Source organism: Streptomyces neyagawaensis (genome assembly GCF_023516595.1).
GTDB lineage: Bacteria > Actinomycetota > Actinomycetes > Streptomycetales > Streptomycetaceae > Streptomyces > Streptomyces neyagawaensis.
In genome coordinates this window covers 1-22186 of record NZ_JAMGBG010000046.1, presented here as the reverse complement: position 1 = coordinate 22186, position 22186 = coordinate 1, and the positions used below count along the sequence as shown (strand labels likewise).

Genomic DNA, 22186 nt, shown 5'->3' with positions numbered 1-22186 from the left:
TCGGACCTGCGATCTTCCGGAACGAGTGGCCCGAAGGACAGCGTTCGTTAGGATCGGGCCATGAACCCGGAGTCCGCCCGCAAGCCCGCCCGCACGCCCGCCCCGCCCGGCGCCCGGCACCGTGTCGTCGTCCTCGCCATGGACGGGCTGCTGCCGTTCGAGCTGGGGATCCCGCAGCGCATCTTCGGCAAGGCGCGGGGAGCGGACGGCCGCCGCCTGTACGACATCGTCACCTGCTCGATCCGGCCACCGGGACCGGTGGAGACGGACGCCGACTTCGCCGTCCTCGTCCCGAACGGACCGGAGGCCCTGGCGACCGCGGACACCGTGGTGGTGCCCGCCTCGCACGAGCTGGGCCCGGTCTACGAGGACGGCGTCCTCACCCCGGAACTGGCCGCCGCCCTCGCCCACATCCGCCCCGGCACCCGGCTCGTCTCCATCTGCACCGGCGGCTACGTCCTGGCCGCAGCCGGCTTCCTCGACGGCCGCCCGGCGACCACGCACTGGTACCACGCCGAGCACTTCCAGCGGCTGTTCCCCAAGGTGCGGGTGGACGCCGACGTGCTGTTCGTCGACGACGGCGACGTCCTCACCTCGGCGGGCGTCGCCGCCGGCATCGATCTCTGCCTGCATCTCGTCCGGCGCGACCACGGCACCGCCGTCGCCAACGACGTGGCCCGCCGCACGGTGGTGCCGCCGCACCGCGACGGCGGTCAGGCCCAGTACATCCAGCGGCCCCTGCCGGAGCAGCAGACCGCCGGGACGACCGCCGCCCGCGCCTGGGCCCTCGCCCGCCTCCACGAGCCGATCCAGCTGCGGGACATGGCCCGGCAGGAGGCCATGTCGGTGCGTACGTTCACGCGCCGCTTCCGGGAGGAGGTCGGGGTCAGCCCCGGCCAGTGGCTGACCCGGCAGCGCGTCGAACGGGCCCGCCACCTCCTGGAGTCCACCGACCTGTCCATCGACCAGATCGCCCACGACGCGGGGTTCGGCACCGCCCAGTCGATGCGCCAGCACCTCCAGGGCGCCCTGGGGGTGACCCCGACGGCGTACCGGCGCACGTTCCGCTCGGGCGAAGCGACACCGGCGGCCCCTCAGCGACAGCCCTGACCGCAACCGCTCGGCGACGGCCCTGACCGCGGCTCCTCGCGACAGCCGTGACCGCGGCTGCGGCGGCGCCCGTCCGCGTCACCCGCCCGCCGTCACCCGTCCGCGTCACCCGCCCGCCGTCACCCGCCCGCCGTCACCCGACCCCGTCGAGCAGCAGCTTCGCGGCCACCTCCGTCCCGTCGGTGCGGACCGTGGCGGCAACCTCCCCCGCCCGCTCCCCCGTCTCCGGGGCGAGCGCCACCTCCAGCGCGGCCGACAGGGACGCGTAGGTCGGGACGGGGCCGTCGTGGGCCGCGCCGATACCGAGGGCCGCCACCCGGCCCGCCCAGTACGGCTGGTCCGCCAGCTGCGGTACGACGACCTGGGGCGCGCCGCACCGGGCGGCCGTGGTCGTGGTGCCGGCGCCTCCGTGGTGGACGACGGCGGCCACCCGACCGAACAGCGCCTGGTGGTTGACCTCGCCGACGGCGAGGCAGTCGTCCCGCTCGTCGATCAGGGCGAGATCGGCCCAGCCGCGCCCGACGAGCACCCGGCGGCCCTGCGCCCGCACCGCGTCGACGGCGATCCGGGCGACGTCCCGCGAGGCATGCATGGGCATGCTGCCGAAGCCCACGTAGACCGGGGGGTCGCCGGCGTCCAGGAACGCCGACAGCTCGTCCGGCAAAGGCCGTTCGTCGGGCAGGAACCACGCACCGGTCTGGACGACGTCGAAGTCCGGCATCTCCGTCGGCGGGTCGAGGACCGGGTCCGTCGCCAGCCACGGCCGGTCGCCGACGACATGGTCACGGACACCGTCCACCGGGGGCAGCCCGGCCGCGGCCCGGTGGGTGTTCAGCGCCTCCCCGAACAGCGCGTCGATGGCCTCGGCGTCGAGGTCCCACAGCGCCCGGTTGTCGGTCACGTCCGGCGGCAGCGGATGCCCCGGGTACGCCAGCGGCGGGCGCTGCGGCGACGGCAGCGTGAGCTGCTGGAAGGTCACGGACACCGAGGGGATGCCGAGTCTCTCGGCCACCGAGCGCGCACCGGCCGCGGCCGGGATCATGCCGGTCGCCACGAGGACGTCCCAGCCCTCGGCCGCCGCGGCGATCACCTCGAACTGGCTGGCGATCACCTGTGCGGCACGCTCGGGGACCGTCGAGGCGGGCGGCGCCGCCTTGGTCAGCGCCCGCGCCGACGGCCCGTACGGCACCATCTCCACGCCGATCCCGGCGAGCAGCTTCCCGAACTCCTCGTCCGACGGGCCGCACACCCGTACCTCGGCTCCTGACTCCCGCAGACTCGCGGCCAGTCCCGCCATCGGCTGGATGTCCCCCCGCGACCCGTAGGTCGACAGCACAACGCGCACTCCACCACTCCCGATCTCCGCCGAAATCCCGCTCAGGTCGGTGATTCTGCGGTACGACCGGGCCCTTGCCGCAAGACCCCCCGTGCGCTATAAGTTGAGCACGGCAAGGAGTTCGGTGACTCCTTGCCTTTGTGTTTGCGCCCCGGCGCTCAGCCGCGCGCCCACGGCTCCCTCCCCCGGCTCAGAACGTGAGCACCGCCCGGGCGACCCTCCCCTCCGCCGCGTCCTGGGCCGCCTTCGTGAAGTCCTCCACCGGGTACGTGGCGGTCACCAGCTCGTCGAGCAGCAGCCGCCCTTCGCGGTACAGCTCGGCGTAGAGCGCGATGTCCCGCTGGGGGCGGGACGATCCGTAGCGGCAGCCCAGGATCGCCTTGTCCAGGTAGAGGGAGGAGACCCGGAAGGACGCCTCGGCCGTGGCCGCCGGTACGCCCAGCAGCACCGCCTGTCCCCGCCGGTCCAGCAGATCGATCGCCTGGCGGATGAGTTCGACGCGGCCGACGCACTCGAAGGCGTGGTCGACGCCGGTCGGAACGACCTCCCGCGCGTCTTCGGCAGAGGTGAGGAAGTGCGTGGCACCGAACTGCCGGGCCACGGCCTCCTTCTCCGGGTTGGCGTCGACCGCGACGATCCGGGTCGCGCCCGCGAGGCGCGCCCCCTGGATGACGTTGAGCCCGATGCCACCGGCCCCGATGACGAGTACGCTCTCGCCCCGGTCGACGCGCGCCCGGTTGAGGACGGCGCCGACGCCGGTCAGTACGCCGCACCCGATCAACGCGGCGGACGTCAGCGGAATGTCGTCCGGTATCCGCACGGCCTGCACGGCCTTGACGACCGTCCGTTCGGCGAAGGCGGAGTTGGCGGCGAACTGGAACACCGGCTCCTCACCACGGGTGAACGGCCGCTCCGGGCGCCCGATCGCGCGACGGCACATGGTGGGCCGTCCCCGGTCGCAGTCGGTGCAGGTCCCGCAGTTGGCGAGGGTGGACAGCGCCACATGGTCACCAGGCCGGACATGGGTGACGCCCGCGCCCACCGCGTCGACGACGCCCGCGCCCTCGTGCCCGAGCACGACCGGCGCCGGGAACGGGATCGTCCCGTCCACCACCGACAGATCGCTGTGGCAGAGCCCGGCCGCCGCGACCGCGACCCGCACCTCGCCGGGCCCCGGCTCACGGACGTCGAGATCGTCGACGACCTCGACCCGCTTCCCGTCGAACACGACGCCTCTCACGCCGACACCCCCCGACCCACCGTCGACAGGCCGACCCTCGCCCTCCGTACCGTCGTCACGTCCCTCAACCCCTCGGTTCCCTCGGCAGACCGAGCACCCGCTCGGCGATGATCGTGCGCTGCACCTCGTCCGAACCGCCGTAGATGGTGTCGGCCCGGCTGAACAGGAACAGGTGCTGAAGCGGGTCGAGTTCGTACGGCGTTCGCGGCGACCACTCCACGGGCCCCACCGCCGCCCCCGCGCCCCGTACCTCCATCGCCAGCTCGCCGAGCCGCTGATGCCACCGCCCCCACAGCAGCTTGGCCACGCTCGGCGCGCCCGGCTCCTCCGAACCGCCCAGCGTCCGCAGGGCGTTCCACCGCATCACCCGCAGTTCGGCCCACTGCCGCACGAGCCGCTCCCGTACGACGGGGTCGTCGGCGGCGCCGCTCGCCACGGCGGCCCGTACGACGTCGCGCAGCTCCTCCGCGAACCCGATCTGCTGGGCGAGCGTCGACACGCCGCGCTCGAAGCCGAGGAGACCCATGGCGACCCGCCAGCCGTCGCCCTCGCCGCCGACGACATGGGTCGCGCGCGCCCCGTCGAAGAACACCTCGTTGAACTCGCTCGTGCCGGTCATCTGCCGGATCGGCCGCACCTCGACGCGGCCCGGCTGCGCCATGGGGACGAGCAGGAACGACAGTCCGTGGTGCCGCCGCGACCCGGGTTCGGTGCGCGCCAGCACGAAGCACCAGTCCGCCTCATGGGCGAGCGAGGTCCAGATCTTCTGCCCGGTGACGGTGTACGTCCCGTCCGGGCGGCGCTCGGCCCTGGTGCGGACGGCCGCGAGGTCGGAGCCGGCACCGGGCTCGCTGTAGCCCTGGCACCACAGCTCCTCGCCGCGGGCGATCGGCGGCAGGAACCGCTCCTTCTGCTCACGTGTCCCGAAGGCGATCAGGGTGGGGGCGAGCAGCTTCTCCCCGATGTGCCCCGACCTGGGGGGCACGCCGGCACGCGCGTACTCCTCGGCCCACACGACCTGCTGCACGAGCGTGGCCGTCCGGTTCCCGTACCCGCCCTCCGCCCACCCGAGCCCGATCCACCCGTCGGCCCCGAGCGCCCGCTCCCAGTCCCGCCGGTCCCCGGCCGCCCCGGCATGCTCCGCGAGCCAAGCCCGCACCTCCGCCCGAAACGCCCCGTCCTCCACCCCAAAGTCCACGCCCCACACCGCCTCCGGTCGACCGCACGAACCGTTGTCACCCAGGCAGAACAACCGACATCAAAGCCGCACCCCCACTCCGCTCAGGGGCGCGAGGAACTGCGCGACCAGCCACAACCCACCCGCACGAACCAACCAACGCAAACCCCCACCCCTCAGGGGCGCGGGGAACTGCGCGAGAAGCCACGACCCACCCGCACAAACCGAACAACCCACACCCCCACCACCCCAGCGGCGCGGGGAACTGCGCGACCAGCCACACTCCACCCGCAGCCGCCCGACAACCCCCGGTCCCGAGCTATGAGGCGCCCTCGTTCGGCCGCGCCCCCGCCGCCGCGGCCCGCGCCATCTCCTCCACCCGGGCCAGCATCGGCATCGGATCCACCCCCACCACCCCGGGCAACACCTCGGCGATCCGCTCCGGCGTCCACCCCCCCTCCGCCCAGGCCGAACGCAGTTCCCTCGGCTGGGCCCACACCGCGATCCTCGGCCCGGCCACCGTGTACACCTGCCCGGTGATCCGCTCCTCCCGGGCCCGCTCGGACAGCAGGTACACCACGAACGCGGCCACATCCTCCGGCTCACCGATGTCGGTCAACTCCACCGGCACCCCCGCGGACATCCGCGTCCGCGCGACCGGCGCGACCGCGTTCGCGGTCACCCCGTACCGGTGCAGCCCGAGCGCCGCGCTCCGCACCAGCGAGATGATCCCGCCCTTGGCCGCGCTGTAGTTGGCCTGCGACACGGACCCCTGGTGATTGCCGCTGGTGAACCCGATCAACGTCCCGGCCCGCTGCTTCCGCATCACCGCCGACGCCGCCCGGAACACCGTGAACGTGCCCTTCAGATGCGTGGCGACCACCGGGTCCCACTCCTCCTCGGACATGTTGAACAGCATCCGTTCCCGCAGGATCCCGGCGACGCACACCACCCCGTCGATCCGCCCGTACGCGGCGACCGCCGCGTCCACGACCCGCTGCCCTCCGGCCATCGTGGAGATGTCGTCGGCGACGGCGAGTGCCTCGCCCCCGGCCGCCTCGATCTCCTTGACGACGGTCTCGGCGACGGAGCTGGTCGGTTCGGAGCCGTCGACGGACACGCCGTAGTCGTTGACGACGACCCGCGCGCCCTCCGCCGCCGCGGCGAGGGCGACCGCGCGGCCGATCCCCCGTCCCGCGCCCGTGACGGCGACGACCTTGCCTGCCAAGAAGTTTCCCACCCCGGCCCCTTCCCCTCATCGCGGTTTCTGACGGACCGTTAGATCTGCTCGCACGCCGATTCTACGACCCGTCAGATACACCGACACAAGCCCCGGGGAGGGCCGATGTCACTGCCCACGGAGTTCCACGAGATCGCCAAGCGCGTGAACAACTGGGGCCGCTGGGGGGCGGACGACGAGATCGGCACGCTCAACCTGATCACCGACGACGTGGTCCGCGAGGCCGCCGGCTTGGTGCGTTCCGGTCGCCGCGTCCCGCTCGCGCTGCCCCTCCGGCAGGACGGTGTGCAGACGGGGATGATCCCGGGCCGGGTCAATCCGCTGCACGTCATGGTGCAGATCAACCAGGAGATCTTCGGGCCGGGCACGGTCGCGTGCAGCGACGACGCCGTGACGATGGGCCTTCAGGCGGGCACCCACTGGGACGCCCTGACCCATGTCTCCCACTCGGGCCGCGTCTACAACGGTCGCCCGGCCGACACGATCACCCCGCACACGGGGGCCGCGTTCGCCGGCATCGACAAGGCCCGCCACATCGTCTCGCGCGGCGTGCTCCTCGACATCCCGCGCGCACTGGGCCTCGACACCGGTCGGCTGCCCGGCGGCCACGCGGTCACCCCGGAGGACCTGGACGTGGCGGAGGAGTCGGCCGGGGTGCGGGTCCGCGCGGGCGACATCGTCCTCGTGCGCACCGGACAGGTCCAGGCGTACCTCGCGGGCGACAAGCACGGGTACGCGTTCCCGTCACCGGGGCTGTCGATCCGTACCCCGGAGTGGTTCCACGCGCGGGACGTCGCCGCCGTCGCCAACGACACGATGACCTTCGAGATCTTCCCACCGGAGATCGAGGGCCTCTGGCTCCCGGTGCACGCGCTGCACCTGGTCGAGATGGGGATGCCACAGGGCCAGAACTGGAATCTTGAGGAGTTGTCCACAGCCTGTGGAGAAGTCGGCCGGTACGACTTCCTGCTGTCGGCGATGCCGGAGCCGTTCGTCGGTGGTACGGGCACACCGGTGGCCCCGGTGGCGGTGCTGTGAGAGAGGGTCGGTGGGCGGCGCGCCGCTGCCCGCCCCGAGCTCGGCACCGCGCGCCGCCATCCGGCCTCGGCGTACCCGCCCCGCTCCCCGGGCCCTTTCGAGCCGACGCCGAAACACGACCCACACTCGCCGAGGACTCCCGTCACCGAAGCCCTCGTCGTCCCCTCGCGGCGAATCGATGACCACAAGCGTGATCAAACGGACACGACACGTCAACACCCGTTCGGGGATTTGCCCCTCAGGACCTGGGTCCCGGCGCCGCGTACGGGAGCACCCCCGGCGCACACAGCCGTCACCGCGAGCCAAGGGGGCCGATGCCGTGCTTCGGCGCGCAGGCGCATGCGACACGGAGGCGCACGCCGGGCGCCCGCCGGGCCAGGGATGCGCGCCACCTGGCAGATCCGCGCCACCTGGCAGATGCGCGCACAGGGGGAGACACACAGCGGGACGGGAACCACCCCGCCCCGCCCGGGCCTGACCTGGATCACCCGCCCGGTACCCCAGTCCACCCGACCATGGACGGGCCCCCTACGCCGATCCGCCCGGCCCCAGACGGCCCCTTACGCCGATCCGCCCGGCCCCAGACGGCCCCTTACGGCAGTCCGCCCGGCCCCAGACGGCCCCTTACGGCAGTCCGCCCGGCCCCAGACGGCCCCTTACGGCAGTCCGCCCGGCCCTAGACCGCCCCGTACGCCAGTCCGCCGCGGGACACCGCCGCCACGCCCGTGACGGCGCGGCCCGAGGGGTACACGGTGGGGGTCGCGACGCCGCCCGCGCCGGTCGTTCCGGGCGGGCCGGGGGTGGCGCGGTCCAGTTCGCACCAGATGCGTTTGCCGATGCCCTCGTGGCTCCAGCCCCACCGGTCGGCGAGCCCCTCGACGAGCGCGAGGCCGCGCCCGCCCGTCTCGTCGCCGTCGGCGCAGCGGGGCGCCGGCGGGCACGCGCTGGTGTCGGCGACCTCCAGGCGGACCGTGCCGGCGGAGCCGTCACAGAGCCCGGACAACAGCAGACGCAGCACAGCCGGCCGCCCGGTGTGGACGACCGCGTTGGTGACCAGCTCGGAGACGAGCAGGATCAGCGTCTCGCCCAGCGGCTCGTCGTCCCCTATCCCGGACCCGGCGAGCCGTGAACGGGCCCATCTCCGGGCGCGACCCACTTCTGCGGGGTCGGGCCGGATCTCCAGCTGCACTTGAAGCACCTGCACCGCTCACACCATCCGAACCGGCGGACACATCGCCGCACGCCCCTCGGGGGCCACGATCGTGGTCATCTTCTGCTCGGCCGACTCCACTGCCGTCGGCACCGGAATCACGGAACGTGATCCCCTTACTAGACAGCATGGTTGACGTACAGTCACCCCAACAAGCGCTTCGGGCATATTCCAGCGCGAAGGAGTACGCCTGGGGCATACTGTGCGACGCTCATCGCGGGGAGTCGAACAGACCGGAGTGACGCGCCTCCGGCCCACTTCGCGAACGGCGGGCACCGCCGCGTCCGGGGTCGCCACAGGGGCAACACCGGGCTGGCTGGGCCTCGGAACCACTCGCATCCCCCAGAAGGTACCGGAGTAAGACTCCGACTCCAGGCCGTGACAAGTCACACCTAGGACACAACCCGGTATCAACGCTCGGTAATTCCGGTATGCCACGTTCCGCGACATTCCCTCATGATGCCGCCACGGACTTCGCGGCAGCCCTGGTCAACGCGGTCAGCGGGACTCGACCAACAGTTCACCCGCCAACACTTCCTCACTGTCCGTCACCAATCCGCCACGTTCCGCCCGGACCCACGCCCGCTTCAGACACAGGTGTACGTCGGCCTCCCAGGTGAACCCCATACCGCCATGGACCTGGAGACAGTCGCGGGCTCCGCGCACGGCCGCCTCGTCGGCCAGTAGCCGGGCCGCCGCGATGTCCACGGGGTCGGCGGTGACGGCCGCCGCGTAGACGGCCGCCCTGGCGACCTCCACGCGGACCAGCAGTTCGGCGCAGAGGTGCTTGACCGCCTGGAACGCGCCGATGGGCCGCCCGAACTGCTCGCGCGTCCGGGCGTGTTGCACGGCCGTCTCACAGGTCCGCACCGCCGTGCCGAGCTGCTCGGCGGCGGTGAGCAGGACGAGGAGGCCGTCCGGTTCGGCGGTACGCGAGCCCGCCGGGACGCGGTGCAGCGGCGTCAACGGGTCGACGGACCGCACCGGGACCGCGCCGGTCGCGTCCCCCGTCACCACGTCGGCCGCGTCCAGCCACTCCACCAGGCCCCCGCCCCCGACGGTGGTCACGACGGTCTCCCCGGTCGCGGCCCCCGGCACGTCGCCCGCCGCGAGATGCGTGGCCGCCAGCGGCCCGGGCAGCAGCGCACGCCCCGCCTCCTCGAACACCAACACGGCCTCGGGCAACCCCAGCCCGACCCCACCCTCAGCCTCCGGCAAGCGCAGCGAGAAGAACCCGGCGCGCCCCAGCTCCCGCCAGAGCCCCCGATCGACCCGAGGAGCGTCGACACCCTCCCGCAAGGCGTCCCGCCCGAACCGCCGATCAAGCAACCCTCGCACAGCACGCTTCAAGTCAAGCTGCTGCTCATCAAGTCGAAACCGCATCCAGGGACCCCCAGTCAAAGCCGAGCACACCCACGCCTTTCAGGGGCGCGGGGAACTGCGCATCGAAAGCAGGGCGCAGCCCTGCCTTTCAAGGGGCGCGGGGAATTGCGCGACCAGCCACACCCCACCCGCACCCGCCAACCCACCGCACACCCCCACCCCCTAGGCGCCCCGGCCGAAACCGTCACCCCTTCGGCAGCCCAAGAATCCGCTCACCCACGATGTTCCGCTGAATCTCCGACGTCCCCGCCGCGATCGTGTACGACAACGAACTGAGCCGATCGAGCACCCACGCCCGCCCGAGATCGACCCCCTCCGGCCCCAGCACCTCCGCCGCCGCGTCGTACAGCTCCTGCCGGGCCCGCGAGTACCTCAGCTTGAAGACCGAACCCCCCACCCCCGGCACCCCTCCGGAGGACTCCGCCGCGCTGACGTTCCACTGGGTGAGCCGCCACAGCGTCCGGAACTCGGCGTTGAGCCGTCCGAGCCGCCGCCGGACCCCGGGGTCGTCCCACCGCCCGTTGGCCCGCGCCTCCTCCGCGACCTCCCCCAACACCCGCCGACAGGCGACGACTTCACCCACGAAGGCCGTGCCGCGCTCGAACGACAGGGTCACCATGGTCACGCGCCAGCCGTCGTTCTCCTCGCCGACCCGGTTGACGACCGGGACGCGGACCTCGTCGAGGAACACCTCGGCGAACTCGGTGGACCCGGCGAGCGTGCGCAGCGGCCGTACGGTCACACCGGGCGCGTCCATGGGCATGGCCAGCCACGAGATGCCCCGGTGCTTCGGCGCCGACGGGTCGGTCCGCACCAGCAGCTCGCACCAGTCGGCGACCTCCGCGTGGGAGGTCCAGATCTTGGACCCGGTGACCACATAGTCGTCGCCGTCGCGGTACGCGCGCGTGCGCAGCGCCGCGAGGTCGGATCCGGCGTCCGGTTCGCTGAACCCCTGGCACCACACCTCCTCGCCGCGCAGCACGGGCGGCAGCCAGCGCGCCCGCTGCTCGGCGGTGCCCTCGGCGGCGATGGTGGGCCCCGCGTGCAGCAGTCCGACGAAGTTGGCGCCGACATAGGGGGCGCCGGCCTTCTCGGTCTCCTCCAGGAAGATCAGTCGTACGGTCGGGGAGGCGTCCCAGTGGACGTGGGCGTACCCGGCGTCGTACAGCGTCCGCTGCCAGCCGAGGTCGTAGGCGCGCCGTGCGGGCCAGTCGTCGGGGGACGGCTTCGGCGGCAGGGTGGGCAGGACCTTCGCCAGCCACTCCCGCAGCCCGGCCCGGAACTCCTCCTCCTCGGGGCTGTACGTGAGATCCATGACCGGGGGCCGCCCGTCACGTGTCGAGGTCGAGGTCGAGCATGCGGATCGCGTTGCCGCGCATGAGTTTGTAGACCGTCTCGTCGTCGAGGCCCTTCACGTGGTCGAGGGCGACCTCCTTGGTGTGCGGGAAGGTCGAGTCGACGTGCGGGTAGTCGGTCTCGAAGGTCGCGTTGTCCCGGCCGACGACGTCCAGCGAGGCGACGCCGTGCTTGTCGCGGAAGAAGCAGCAGAACATCTGCCGGTAGTAGTACGTCGACGGCGGCTCGGGGATCAGATCGCGGACGCCGCCCCAGGCGCGGTGCTCCTCCCACACGTCGTCGGCGCGTTCCAGGGCGTACGGGATCCAGCCCATCTGGCCTTCGCTGTACGCGAGTTTCAGCCGAGGGAACCGCACCAGGACGCCGCTGAAGAGGAAGTCCATCATCGAGGCCATCGCGTTGTTGAAGGACAGCGAGGCCTGGACGGCGGGCGGGGCGTCGGGCGAGGCGGCCGGCATCTGGGAACTGGACCCGATGTGCATGTTGATGACGGTGCCGGTGTCCTGGCACACCGCGAAGAACGGGTCCCAGTAGCCGGAGTGGATGGAGGGCAGTCCCAGGTGGGTGGGGATCTCGGAGAAGGTGACGGCCCGGACGCCGCGGGCGGCGTTGCGGCGGATCTCGGCGACGGCCAGGTCGATGTCCCACAGCGGGATCAGGCACAGCGGGATCAGCCGGCCGCCGCTGTCGCCGCACCACTCCTCGACCATCCAGTCGTTGTAGGCGCGCACGCAGGCCAGGGCGACCTCCTTGTCGTGCGCCTCGGCGAAGGTCTGCCCGCAGAAGCGAGGGAAGGAGGGGAAGCAGAGGGAGGCCTCGACGTGGTTGAGGTCCATGTCGGCCAGCCGCGCCTTGGGGTCCCAGCAGCCGCGCCGCATCTCCTCGCGGGTGATGCCCTCCAGGGTCATCTCGTCGCGGTCGAAGCCGACGGCCGCGATGTTGCGCTTGTACGGGAACTTCAGGTCCTCGTAGATCCACCAGTCGGTCGGCTGGCCCTCGGGGTCCATCGTGATCTGGTACTTCCCGGCGACATAGGCGAGCTCGCCGATGCCGGCGGTCAGCGGCTGGGGGCCGCGCTCCCGGTACTTCTGCGGCAGCCAGGTCTCGAAGAGGTGCGCGGGCTCGATCACATGGTCGTCGACGCTGATGATGCGGGGCAGTTCGGTCATGGATCCCCCACTCGATATCACTGACATCCAGTATCTGATGGGTCGTCAGATCCTTGTCGAGCAGGTTAGTGGCACACCCCTGGACCGACAAGGCGCCCCGGCCTACGCTCTGCCCACCATCTGACAGCTCGTCAGCTCTGTGGACGAGTCCTCCAGGCAGGGGGCCGCTGTGAACGAAACCGCCCACGCGCTCGGCACGTCCCGCACCCTCTGGGAACTCCTCGACCGCCGCGCCACGCTCACCCCCGACCGGCCGGTCCTCCTCCAGGACGACCGCACCCTGACCTTCGGCGAGCTGCGCTCCCGCGCCGAACAGGTGGCAGCCGGGCTGTACGACAGGGGTGTACGCCCCGGCACGGTCGTCGCCTGGCAGCTGCCCACGCGCATCGAGACGGCCCTGCTCTCCTTCGCCCTGGCCCGCCTCGGCGCCGTGCAGTCCCCGGTCATCCCCTTCTACCGGGACCGCGAGGTCGGCTTCGCGCTCCGCGAGTCGAAGGCGGAGTTCTTCGCGGTACCCGGCGAGTGGCGCGGGTTCGACCACACCGGGATGGCCCGGCGGCTGGGCGCCCGCGGGGTCTTCGAGGCGTACGACGCCCTCCCGGACGGCGATCCGGCGGTTCTGCCCGCCCCGCCGACCGACGGCACCTCCGTGCGCTGGATCTACTGGACCTCCGGCACCACCTCCGACCCGAAGGGCGTCCTCCACACGGACCGCTCCCTCATCGCGGGCGGCTCCTGCCTCGCGCACGCGCTCCGCCTGACCAGCGACGACGTGGGCTCGATCGCCTTCCCGTACGCGCACATCGGCGGCCCCGACTACATGGTGATGCTCCTGCTGTACGGCTTCCCGGCCGTGCTGTTCGAGCACTTCGCGCTGCCGGCCGCGCTGGAGGGCTACCGCAAGCACGGGGTGACGGTCGCGGGCGGGTCGACGGCGTTCTACTCGATGTTCCTCGCCGAGCAGCGCAAGCAGCCGGGCGTCCCGGTCGTCCCCTCGCTGCGGCTGCTCGCGGGCGGTGGCGCGCCGAAGCCGCCCGAGCTGTACCACGCCGTCGTACGGGAGATGGGCGTGCAGCTGACCCACGGGTACGGCATGACGGAGGTCCCGATGATCACGATGGGGGCGCCGGACGACTCGGCGGAGAACCTCGCGACCACGGAGGGGCGGCCGCCGGAGGGCATGGAGATACGGATCGTCGACGGCGAGGTGCGGTTGAGGGGGGAGGCCGTCTGCCGGGGTTATCTGGATCCGGAGCAGTCGGCGGCGGCGTTCGACGCGGACGGGTTCTTCGTCACGGGCGACCTGGGCCGGCTGACGGACAGCGGGCACCTGGTGCTGACCGGGCGACTGAAGGACGTGATCATCCGCAAGGGCGAGAACATCTCCGCCAAGGAGATCGAGGACCTGCTGCACCGCCACCCGGCCGTGCGGGACGTGGCGGTGATCGGACTGCCGGACGCCGAACGCGGGGAACGGGTCTGCGCGGTCGTGGAACAACCGCCTGAGGCCGAGGCGCTGACCCTGGCGGCGGTGACGTCGCACCTGCGCGCGGAAGGGCTCTCCGTCCACAAACTGCCGGAGCAGGTGGAGATCGTGGACGCCCTGCCGCGCAACGAGACCCTGCGGAAGGTCCTCAAGTACAAACTGCGCGAACGCTATGCGTGAACCGGCCGGAGGGGGTCACGAACAGAACGAACCGGGTCGGATCAGACCGGACCGGATCCGATCGCGCGGGACCGGATCCGATCGGACAAGGCCCCCTCGGTGATCACTCCGGCACGGTGAAGTAGCGGGCGAACGCGGTCACGACCTCCACCTCGTCGACCTTGCCGTCGGCGTTGGTGTCGAGGGCGGCGGCCGTGGCGGTGGCGATGTGCTCGGGCACGCCGAGGGCCTTGAGGATGCGGGCGGTCTCGTCGACCGTGGCCGAGCCGTCCCCGTCGGCGTCCGCGACGGCGAGGGCCGCGTGCAGGAAGGGGCGGGCGATCTCGGCGAACCGCTCGGGGTTGTCGCGCAGCCGCTTGACCGCGCCGTTGACGAACTCGTCGCGGGTGATGCGCTGGTCGCCGTCCCGGTCCGCTATCCCGGCCATGCCCTGCCAGAAGGCCTCCGCGCCGCCGTACAGGGCCTGGCCCTTGTCCGAACGGGCGGGGGTGCCGAACTCGTTGAGCACCGCCTTGCTCGCCGCGATGAAGTCCTCGCGGTCGATCCAGCCGTTGCCGTCCTGGTCGAAGGTGGCGAACCGGGCGGCGATCCGGCGCTCGTACTCGCTGCTGACCATGTTCTTTCGGGCCCGCCTTACGTCGAGTGGAATGCTTGATCCATGCCTGTCGGTGTTCCTCGCACGGAGCGTACGACGTCCGCGGGCGGTACGGAGCGCGAAAGCGACGCTTGTACCAAGACTGCGGGAATTCCGGGACAACTGTGTGGCCCCCGGGACACAGGGGTGCGGGGGGAGGATGGGGAGGGCGGGCCTGTGATCAGGCCGAGAGGGCGTCGGCCTCGTCCTCGGGCTCCGGTGCCACGGCCGACATGACGTCCGGGTGGACGTCGAAGAGACGGCGGACGCCGAGGGCGGCCATGACACGGTTGACGTGCGCGCCCTCCGTCGGACCGCCCGCCCTGCCGTCGGGCGGGAGGATCAGCCTCAGCCGCCCCCGGCAGGACCGCATGAGGCGGCGGGTGGCGATGAGGACACCGACCCCGCTGGAGTCGCAGAAGACGACGCCCGAGAGGTCGAGGACGAGACTGCGGCGACCGTCGGCCACCGCCTCGTGCACCCGCTGACGGAGCACCGGTGAGGTCACCAGATCCATCTCACCCGACACCCGCAGCACGGCCCACTCACCCTGCTCGCCGTCGGTCACTTTGAACTCCACCGCGATGCCTCTCAGTCGCCGAACCGGAAGCCAATACACCGCTTCCTGCTGCGCGGCTGCCCCGCCGTCGTTCCATGAAACACCCGTACTCCGCCGAAAGCGCGTGGCAACCGAGCCATTTCAGGGGCCTTTTCGGTGAGATTTACATCGAGTACGGTCGTTAGTGATCGAAAACCGATCAACAAGCGATTGAGATCGGTACAAGTGCGGTTCCGAGTGGCCGTTTTCGCGCCGTGGAAACGGCGCGCGGGACCCCGGCGGACCGGTGGACGCCCATGTGGGCGGCCTGAACAGCGCAGCGGAGGAGGCCTCTACCACCTTCGGCGTCGCGAGGGGCGCACATTGCCATAAAGGGGCGTGCGCGGTCAGCGGTGCCGACTACATTCGAGAACCCGATGCACACAGGCTGGACACACCGGTGCGCACAGGCAGGAGAACAGGCTGGACTCCGGTGCACACGGGTGGGACTCAGTGCGGGACGACGGCTCGGCCAAGGGCCGGCCGGAACGGCCCGCGACAGGAACGGCGCAGGCCAGAGCAGGGTGAGGGGGCCGTATGGCGACGCAGGACGCACCGCCCCGGTGGGACCTCAGGATGCGGCAGCGGCTGACGCGCGGCGAGGCGGCCGCGCTCGGTGAGCTGTACGACCGGTTCGCGTCGCTCGTGCACGGCCTCGCCCACCGCGTCCTGGACGACGAGCGGGCCGCCGACGGCATCACCCGCGAGGTCTTCGTCCGGATCTGGGAGAACCCCGAGGCGTACGACCCCAAGCAGGGCCCCCTGCGCTCCTGGCTCGCCGCGCTCACCCACCGGCTGGCCGTGCAGCGGCTGCGGGTCACCGAGACCGCCGCGCTCGCGCAGGGCGGCGAGGGCAGCGCCGAGGAACTGGAGCGCAAGGTCCACCAGGCGTCGGTCGCCGCCCGCGCGGACTACATAGTGCAGGCCATGCCCACACCGTTGCGGACCGCACTCGAACTGGCGTACTTCCAGCGCCGCGACTACCGGCGGACCGCGGCCGACCTGGGCGTCACCGAGGACGAGGCCCGCCGCCGCCTCCGCCTCGGCCTCCAACTCCTCGCCACCGCCCACGACACCGGCCCCTCCGGCACCCCACCCGAACCCGGAGGCACGGCGTGAACAACGCGACGAACGCCTCCGGCGCGCACGAGGAAGAGCCGGAGAACACGGAGCCGACGGTGCCGGGACAGACGGAGGGGGCGAGCGGAGAGGACCGGGGAGCCGGAGACACCGAGGCCGACGGAACCTGGGAGGACCTGGAACAGCCGGAGGACGCGGAGGAGATGTCGGCGGCCACGGGGTCAGCGGGCGCACCGAGCGCTGGTGGCGTCGCAGCCGACGGCGCGGAGGCGGAGGGTGCCGACGGCGCGGAGGCGGAGGGTGCCGACGGCACGGAGGCGGAGGGTGCCGACGGTACGGAGGCCGGGGGTTCCGAGACCAGCGGTACGGGGGCCGGTGACGCGGCGGCCGGTTACTCGAAGGCCGGTGACGAGGAGCGACGCGCCGCCGACGTAGGGCCGGAGCGTGGCACCTGTGCCTGTGCGCGGGAGCGCGGCGCCCGTGGACCGGACGGTGACGCGCGCGACTTGGAGAGCGGCGACGGTGAGCCGGTGAGCGGTACCGAGGGCTCGCGGGGCGGCACCGGCGGGGCCGACAGCGGTACCGGTGCGCCCGAGGGCTCTGCCGAGGGCGCGCAGGACGGCAGCGGCGGGACCGAGAGTGATGTCCGTGGAGCCGGGAGCCGTGGCGTCGACCCGCTGAACGGCGCCGAGGGCACGATCGGGGCCGTTGGGCGCCGTGAGTCGGGGAGCGGAGCGGAGGACGCACCATTGTGGCCGCCCCGGATACCGCTCCCGCGCTCCTCGGTGGAGGACACGGGGCTGCCGCTGCCCGACCCCGCCCCGCGGCGGACGCCCCCGCCGGCGCTCCCCCAGGAGCACCCGACGCCGCCGCGCGACGACCAGGACGAGTCCGCCGCCGAATCACCGTGGGCCACGCCCGGCGCCCCGTCGGCGTCCCCGGACTCCCAGGCCCCGTCCCACGAGTCGCCGGCCTCCTCCGCCCTGCCCGAAGAACCGCCGACCGCGCCGCACACCTCATCCCCCGCCCCAGACGCCTCCCCCCACCCGACGGCCTCCTCCAGCGCACCCGATGAGACGTCGACCGCGCCCGAGCAACCCCCGACAACCATGCCCGACGGCCCCTCCCTCCCCTCGTCCGGCGAACCGGCGGCCCCCACCCCCGTGCCCTCCCCCCTCGTGCTGGAGCACCGGGTGTTGAGGGCGTTACTCGGGGCGTGGGCGTTGGCCGTGTGTTCGGGGGACGAGGCGGCGGCCGTGGAGGAGCATCTCGGGGTGTGCGGCGGGTGCGCGGACGAGGCGCGGCGGCTGCGGGAGGCCGTGGGCCTGCTGCACCCGCCGGAGAGCCTCGACCTCGACCCGTCCCTGCGCACCCGGGTCCTGCGGAGCTGTCTGGACCGCCGTGCGCCCCGTATCCCCGTACCGGCGTGGGCGGCGCCGTACGACGCGGAGGCGGCCCGGCTGGACGCGCTGCTCCAGGACATCGACGACGCCGACTGGCACGCGCCCGTACGGCTCCGCTGGTTCGAGGGCGAGGGCCCGGTGACCCGGCGGACGACCGTCGCCGGGGTCATCGCGCACCTGCTGACCGTCGACGGTCTCGTGGCGACCGCGCTGGGGCTGGAGGACCCGCTGGAGCAGCTGGCGGCGGCCCCGGGCAGCCGTACTCCCGACGCGCGCACCGAGGCGTACTGGAAGGCCGCGCACCTCCTGCCCGGTCGCGCGATCCGCGGGCCCTGGCGGGAGCAGAGCCATGACATCGTGCGGACGGCGTCGTTCAGGGGCGGCGGCGCCGAGGACGCCGACGGCCACAAGGAGAAGGAGACAGAGGGCTCCGGGCGGCTCGTCGTCTCGTACGGCGGGTTCGAGCTGCCGCTGCGGGACGCGATGCTCGACCGGGCGTTCGAGTGCTGGATCCACGCGGAGGACATCGCGGAGGCGGTGGACTACCCGTACGCGGCGCCCTCGGGACGCCATCTGCACGGGATGATCGATCTCGCGGCCCGGATGCTGCCCCTGGTGCTGGCCGAGCGCCGGCGCACGGGCCTCGCGTCACGGGCGCCCGCGGCGGGCCGTCATCTCGTGTCGGTCGGCGCGCCCGGACGCAGTCTCCGTCTGGAGATCGAGGGTTCCGGTGGCGGCGAGTGGCTCATCCCGCTGGACTCCCCCGCCGCGGTGGGCTCCGCCGAGCACGAGGTCGCGCATGTCGCCCTGGACGGCGTCGAGTTCTGCCGGCTCGCCGCGGGCCACGTCCCTCCCGAGGAGGCCGCGGCCGGGCAGATGGGCGACCGCGACGCCATCCGGGACGTCCTCTTCGCGGCGGCGTCCATGAGCCGCATGTGACCGGGTAGGCCGCATGCCCCGCGGCCGCCCCACGACTTCGTCGTGCCCTCCGGCTAGGCGAACACGACCGTCCGGCGGCCGTTCATCAGGATGCGGCGCTCGGCGTGCCACTTGACCGCGCGGGCCAGGGCCTGGCACTCCACGTCCCGGCCGACCGCGACGAGCTCCTCGGGGGTCACCCCGTGGCCGACCCGCTCGACCTCCTGCTCGATGATCGGCCCCTCGTCGAGGTCGGCGGTGACATAGTGCGCCGTCGCCCCGATCAGCTTCACGCCCCGCGCGTGCGCCTGGTGGTACGGCTTCGCGCCCTTGAAGCTCGGCAGGAACGAGTGGTGGATGTTGATGATCCGCCCGCTGAGCTGCTTGCAGAGGTCGTCCGACAGCACCTGCATGTACCGGGCGAGCACCACCAGCTCGACCTTCTCCTGCCGGACGAGCTCCAGCAGCCGCGCCTCGGCGTCGGCCTTGGTGTCCTTCGTGACCGGGATGTGGTGGAAGGGGATGTCGTAGGAGGCCACCAGCTCGGCGAAGTCCGTGTGGTTGGACACGACCGCCGCGATCTCGACCGGCAGTGCCCCGATCCGCGCGCGGAACAGCAGGTCGTTCAGGCAGTGCCCGAACTTGCTGACCATCAGGACGACGCGCATCTTGTCCTCGGCGCGGTTGATCTGCCAGTCCATGTGGAAGGAGTCGCCGATCGCCGCGAAGCTCGCCCGGAGCTTGTCCAGGGTCACCGGAGCCTCCGCCGAGAAGTGGACGCGCATGAAGAACAGACCCGTGTCGTGGTCGCCGAACTGCTGGCTGTCCTCGATGTTGCAGCCGGTCATGAAGAGGTAGCTCGACACGGCGTGCACGATGCCCTGCTTGTCGGGGCAGGAGAGGGTGAGGACGTACTGGTCGGCGGGCGCCGCGGCGGGAGTGGGCTGCGCGTTCATGCCCGACAGGGTCGCATATGGCGTCCCCATGTCGGCAATCGTCCCGAGGACCGGACCGACCGGAACGACCCCGTCCGGACGGCGCCCCGCACCACCCCCGCACCGCCCGACGCCGACCCCGGGCCGCCCCGACGCCGACCCCGTGCTGCCGCCCCTACGCCGCCCTCGTCATGATCCGCAGTACCTCCAGCGTGCGCGGCGGTGTGTCCGGGTCCTCGCCGTCGCTCACCGTCAGGCGCACATGGGCCTCCCGGGCCGCGCGGACCGCCTCGGGCCACGCCGGGTGGTCGAGGTACGCGGAGACGGGGGCGTCCGGCCCCACCTGGTGCATGATCCGCAGCACACGCAGCACGGCGGTGTCGACGAGCGCCGCCTCCTGGGCGTCGCGGAAGATCGCGCCCACGTACTTTTCGGCGGACCAGTTGTCCAGCCAGGTGTCCTCGACCAGGCGGTACACGGCGTCGGTGACGTCACCGTAGCCGTCGACGCCGGCCAGCCAGACGTCCCGCTGGAACACCGGATCGGAGAGCATGTGCAGCGCGGAGCGCACATTGCTGCGCCAGCGCCACCAAGGCATGTCGTTCAGTGGCATGCCGCCCATGGTGAATGAGCGACGCCCACGACGGGAAGAGGTCTCCGAACCTTGGACGGTCATCGCTCCCGCGTTCCTCTCTGCACTCTCTCGAAAATACGATCGTAGCTTCCCGCAATTCACCTCCCGGTCACCTTCCGTTGACCGATCGTCACGCCTGGGTTGGTGATGTGGCGGAATCGTGCGGAGTCATGACCGGCAGGCGACGCACCCCAGTAGACCGTCCCAGGCCCAACCGTCCCGGCGATTCCCGCCGTACCGGGATGAAACGGGCCGGTACCGCGAGAGTCGTCGCACTGGCGCTGTGTGCGTCGCTCGCCGCCGGGTGCGGGGTCGTGTCCGGCGTCACGGGGGATTCCGGGGACGGCCCCATCACCGTCATGACCTGGGCGCCGGAGAAGACCGCCGCCACCAACAAGCCAGGCATGCCCGCCATGGCCAAGGCGTACGCCCGCTGGATCAACGCGGGCGGCGGGATCAACGGCCGTGAGCTGCGCATCCTCACCTGCAACGACCACAACGACACCGTGGGCGCCGCGCGGTGCGCCCGCCGCGCGGCGAAGGAGGACGCCGTCGCCGTCGTCGGCTCCTACAGCCAGCACGGCCGCTCCTTCCTCGCCCCGCTGGAGTCCGCCGGCATCCCCTACATCGGCGGCTACGGCGTGACCGACGACGAGTTCTCCAGCGCCCTGTCCTACCCGGTCAACGGCGGCCAGGCCGCGCTCATGGCCGGGCTCGGCGAGCAGCTCGCACACGCCTGCGGCCCCGTGGCCCTCGTCCGCCCCGACTCCATAGCGGGGGACCAGCTTCCGCTGCTGCTGAACTCGGGGCTGCGCTCCGGGGGGCACCGGGGGGCCGAGGACCAGCTGGCCGCCGAGGACGCGACCGAGTACGCGGAGCATGCCCGGCAGGCGCTGCGGCGGGCCTCCGGCGACCCGGTGAAGCGGGGGTGCGTGGTGCCCGCGCTCGGCGACCGGACCTCCACGTTCATGGACTCGTTCCGCCGGGACCGCAAGGACTACCCCGCCGTACGCACCGCCTCCGTGCTCGGCAGCGTCGACCAGTCCCTCGTCGACGCGACCGGCGGCAGGTCGGGGCCGTACGAGGGGACGTATGTCACCGGCTGGTACCCGGTGGAGACCGACAAGCGCTGGGACCGGATGAAGAAGGTGATCCGCGAGCACGCCTTCGACGACAACCGGATCGACCCGGCGGACCCGGGGGTGCAGACCACCTGGATCGCGTACACCGTGCTGACGTCCGTCATCGAGAAGATCGGCGACCGCGAGGTCACCGCCCAGGCGATCCGCAACACCCTCGACAACGGCATGAGGGTCACCACGGGCGGGCTGACCCCGCCGCTGACCTGGCGCTTCGAGGACCTGATCGCCGCCGCCGGCCTCCCCCGCCTGATCAACCCGGAGGTCACCTTCCAGGTGGTCCGCAAGGGCCGCCTGGTCGCCGCCCGCCAGGGCTTCGTGAACGTCGAGAAGACCCTCGTCGAAGCGGAGCTGTGACCCGCCGGGGCCTGCCCTCCTGACGGCCGCCACGCGAACGCGGGGACCCCGTCAGGAGCGGTCAGGCCGGACACGGCCTAGAAGGCTCATGAAGATCTTGGGTTCTGGCCCTGCCGCGTCAGCGGCAGGGCCAGACTCGTCTTGTGGCGATGGGTGAGTGGGTCGGCGAGACGGTCGGGCCAGACGTGTGGGAGACGTGCCGGGGTCTGATCCCGGCCGGGAGTGTGTTCGCGTTTCTGGCCGAGCATCGTGGCGAGCTGTTTCCGGCTGAGATGTTCGCGGACATGTATCCGTCGGCGAACGGACGGCCGAGCATGCCGCCGCAGATCCTGGCCGCCGCGATCACCTTGCAGGCCCTGCACGGGCTGTCGGACTTCGAGACGGTCCAGGAACTGCGGTGCGACCTGCGGTGGAAGGCCGGATGCGGGCTGGGCCTTCACGACATGGCCTTCGACCCGTCGCTGCTGGCCTACTTCCGCCGCCGGCTGGCCCGTTCCGCCCGCCCGAACCGCGTCTTCGAGGCCGTGCGCGAGGTCGTGAAGGCCACCGGCGTCCTCAAGGGC

The 22186-nt window shown here is 72.2% G+C and carries 19 protein-coding genes; 7 read left to right on the top strand and 12 right to left on the bottom strand.

Going from position 1 to position 22186, the window contains the following annotated elements; genetic code table 11:
• Positions 1–60 precede the first annotated feature (60 nt).
• Complete coding sequence (locus M8J73_RS20395) at positions 61–1110, top strand: GlxA family transcriptional regulator (RefSeq protein WP_055543265.1); 1050 nt, start codon at positions 61–63, stop codon at positions 1108–1110.
• Positions 1111–1243: 133 nt separating this feature from the next.
• Here the strand turns inward: M8J73_RS20395 and M8J73_RS20390 are convergent, their stop codons facing one another.
• From M8J73_RS20390 to M8J73_RS20375, 4 genes are all read right to left on the bottom strand, one after another.
• Positions 1244–2455 (bottom strand): glycosyltransferase, encoded by a 1212-nt coding sequence (locus M8J73_RS20390; RefSeq protein WP_274757723.1) that lies wholly within the window; start codon positions 2453–2455, stop codon positions 1244–1246.
• 181 nt (positions 2456–2636) lie between these two features.
• On the bottom strand, positions 2637–3686 hold the full coding sequence (locus tag M8J73_RS20385; protein ID WP_055542830.1) for a Zn-dependent alcohol dehydrogenase: 1050 nt from the start codon (positions 3684–3686) through the stop codon (positions 2637–2639).
• A 64-nt stretch (positions 3687–3750) separates the two neighbouring features.
• Positions 3751–4884: an acyl-CoA dehydrogenase family protein gene (locus tag M8J73_RS20380; RefSeq protein ID WP_249828911.1), complete on the bottom strand. Its 1134-nt coding sequence runs from the start codon at positions 4882–4884 to the stop codon at positions 3751–3753.
• A 298-nt stretch (positions 4885–5182) separates the two neighbouring features.
• Positions 5183–6103 carry an SDR family NAD(P)-dependent oxidoreductase gene (locus M8J73_RS20375; protein ID WP_249828910.1) on the bottom strand — a complete coding sequence of 307 codons (921 nt, stop codon included), beginning with the start codon at positions 6101–6103 and terminating at the stop codon, positions 5183–5185.
• A gap of 105 nt (positions 6104–6208) precedes the next feature.
• On the opposite strand from M8J73_RS20375, the gene M8J73_RS20370 reads away from it, so the two are divergent.
• Positions 6209–7141: a cyclase family protein gene (locus tag M8J73_RS20370; RefSeq protein ID WP_055538576.1), complete on the top strand. Its 933-nt coding sequence runs from the start codon at positions 6209–6211 to the stop codon at positions 7139–7141.
• A 676-nt stretch (positions 7142–7817) separates the two neighbouring features.
• Here the strand turns inward: M8J73_RS20370 and M8J73_RS20365 are convergent.
• The 4 genes from M8J73_RS20365 to M8J73_RS20350 all read right to left on the bottom strand — a co-directional run bounded on the left by M8J73_RS20365 (position 7818) and on the right by M8J73_RS20350 (position 12259).
• Positions 7818–8345, bottom strand: coding sequence for an ATP-binding protein (locus tag M8J73_RS20365; RefSeq protein WP_206188033.1), 528 nt, complete (start codon positions 8343–8345; stop codon positions 7818–7820).
• 504 nt (positions 8346–8849) lie between these two features.
• Positions 8850–9734 (bottom strand): acyl-CoA dehydrogenase family protein, encoded by an 885-nt coding sequence (locus M8J73_RS20360; RefSeq protein WP_249828909.1) that lies wholly within the window; start codon positions 9732–9734, stop codon positions 8850–8852.
• A 184-nt stretch (positions 9735–9918) separates the two neighbouring features.
• Entirely contained in the window at positions 9919–11049 is a 1131-nt protein-coding gene (locus M8J73_RS20355) for an acyl-CoA dehydrogenase family protein (RefSeq protein WP_249828908.1), read from the bottom strand.
• A gap of 16 nt (positions 11050–11065) precedes the next feature.
• Positions 11066–12259, bottom strand: coding sequence for an amidohydrolase family protein (locus M8J73_RS20350; protein WP_055537085.1), 1194 nt, complete (start codon positions 12257–12259; stop codon positions 11066–11068).
• A gap of 169 nt (positions 12260–12428) precedes the next feature.
• Here M8J73_RS20350 and M8J73_RS20345 point away from each other — a divergent pair, with 169 nt between their 5' ends.
• The gene (locus M8J73_RS20345) at positions 12429–13925 is read left to right on the top strand and encodes a class I adenylate-forming enzyme family protein (protein ID WP_055537086.1); all 1497 of its coding nucleotides are present in this window, start codon (positions 12429–12431) and stop codon (positions 13923–13925) included.
• 103 nt (positions 13926–14028) lie between these two features.
• Here the strand turns inward: M8J73_RS20345 and M8J73_RS20340 are convergent, their stop codons facing one another.
• Both M8J73_RS20340 and M8J73_RS20335 read right to left on the bottom strand, forming a co-directional pair.
• Entirely contained in the window at positions 14029–14541 is a 513-nt protein-coding gene (locus M8J73_RS20340; RefSeq protein WP_055537087.1) for an EF-hand domain-containing protein, read from the bottom strand.
• 199 nt (positions 14542–14740) lie between these two features.
• Entirely contained in the window at positions 14741–15145 is a 405-nt protein-coding gene (locus tag M8J73_RS20335; RefSeq protein ID WP_055542552.1) for an STAS domain-containing protein, read from the bottom strand.
• Positions 15146–15694: 549 nt separating this feature from the next.
• Between M8J73_RS20335 and M8J73_RS20330 the strand changes: the two genes are divergently transcribed.
• Together M8J73_RS20330 and M8J73_RS20325 are read left to right on the top strand one after the other, a co-directional pair.
• Positions 15695–16276 carry a sigma-70 family RNA polymerase sigma factor gene (locus tag M8J73_RS20330; RefSeq protein ID WP_055542551.1) on the top strand — a complete coding sequence of 194 codons (582 nt, stop codon included), beginning with the start codon at positions 15695–15697 and terminating at the stop codon, positions 16274–16276.
• 944 nt (positions 16277–17220) lie between these two features.
• Complete coding sequence (locus M8J73_RS20325; RefSeq protein WP_372503985.1) at positions 17221–18579, top strand: zf-HC2 domain-containing protein; 1359 nt, start codon at positions 17221–17223, stop codon at positions 18577–18579.
• Positions 18580–18632: 53 nt separating this feature from the next.
• On the opposite strand, the gene purU is transcribed toward M8J73_RS20325, so the two are convergent.
• Together purU and M8J73_RS20315 are read right to left on the bottom strand one after the other, a co-directional pair.
• Positions 18633–19514: a formyltetrahydrofolate deformylase gene (gene purU / locus M8J73_RS20320; protein ID WP_055543247.1), complete on the bottom strand. Its 882-nt coding sequence runs from the start codon at positions 19512–19514 to the stop codon at positions 18633–18635.
• A gap of 154 nt (positions 19515–19668) precedes the next feature.
• On the bottom strand, positions 19669–20169 hold the full coding sequence (locus M8J73_RS20315) for an SCO4402 family protein (protein WP_055543336.1): 501 nt from the start codon (positions 20167–20169) through the stop codon (positions 19669–19671).
• Between the two features lie 128 nt (positions 20170–20297).
• On the opposite strand from M8J73_RS20315, the gene M8J73_RS20310 reads away from it, so the two are divergent.
• Complete coding sequence (locus M8J73_RS20310) at positions 20298–21623, top strand: ABC transporter substrate-binding protein (RefSeq protein WP_055543337.1); 1326 nt, start codon at positions 20298–20300, stop codon at positions 21621–21623.
• A 149-nt stretch (positions 21624–21772) separates the two neighbouring features.
• A partial coding sequence (locus M8J73_RS20305) for a transposase (RefSeq protein WP_249828936.1) occupies positions 21773–22186 on the top strand: 414 nt, incomplete at its 3' end.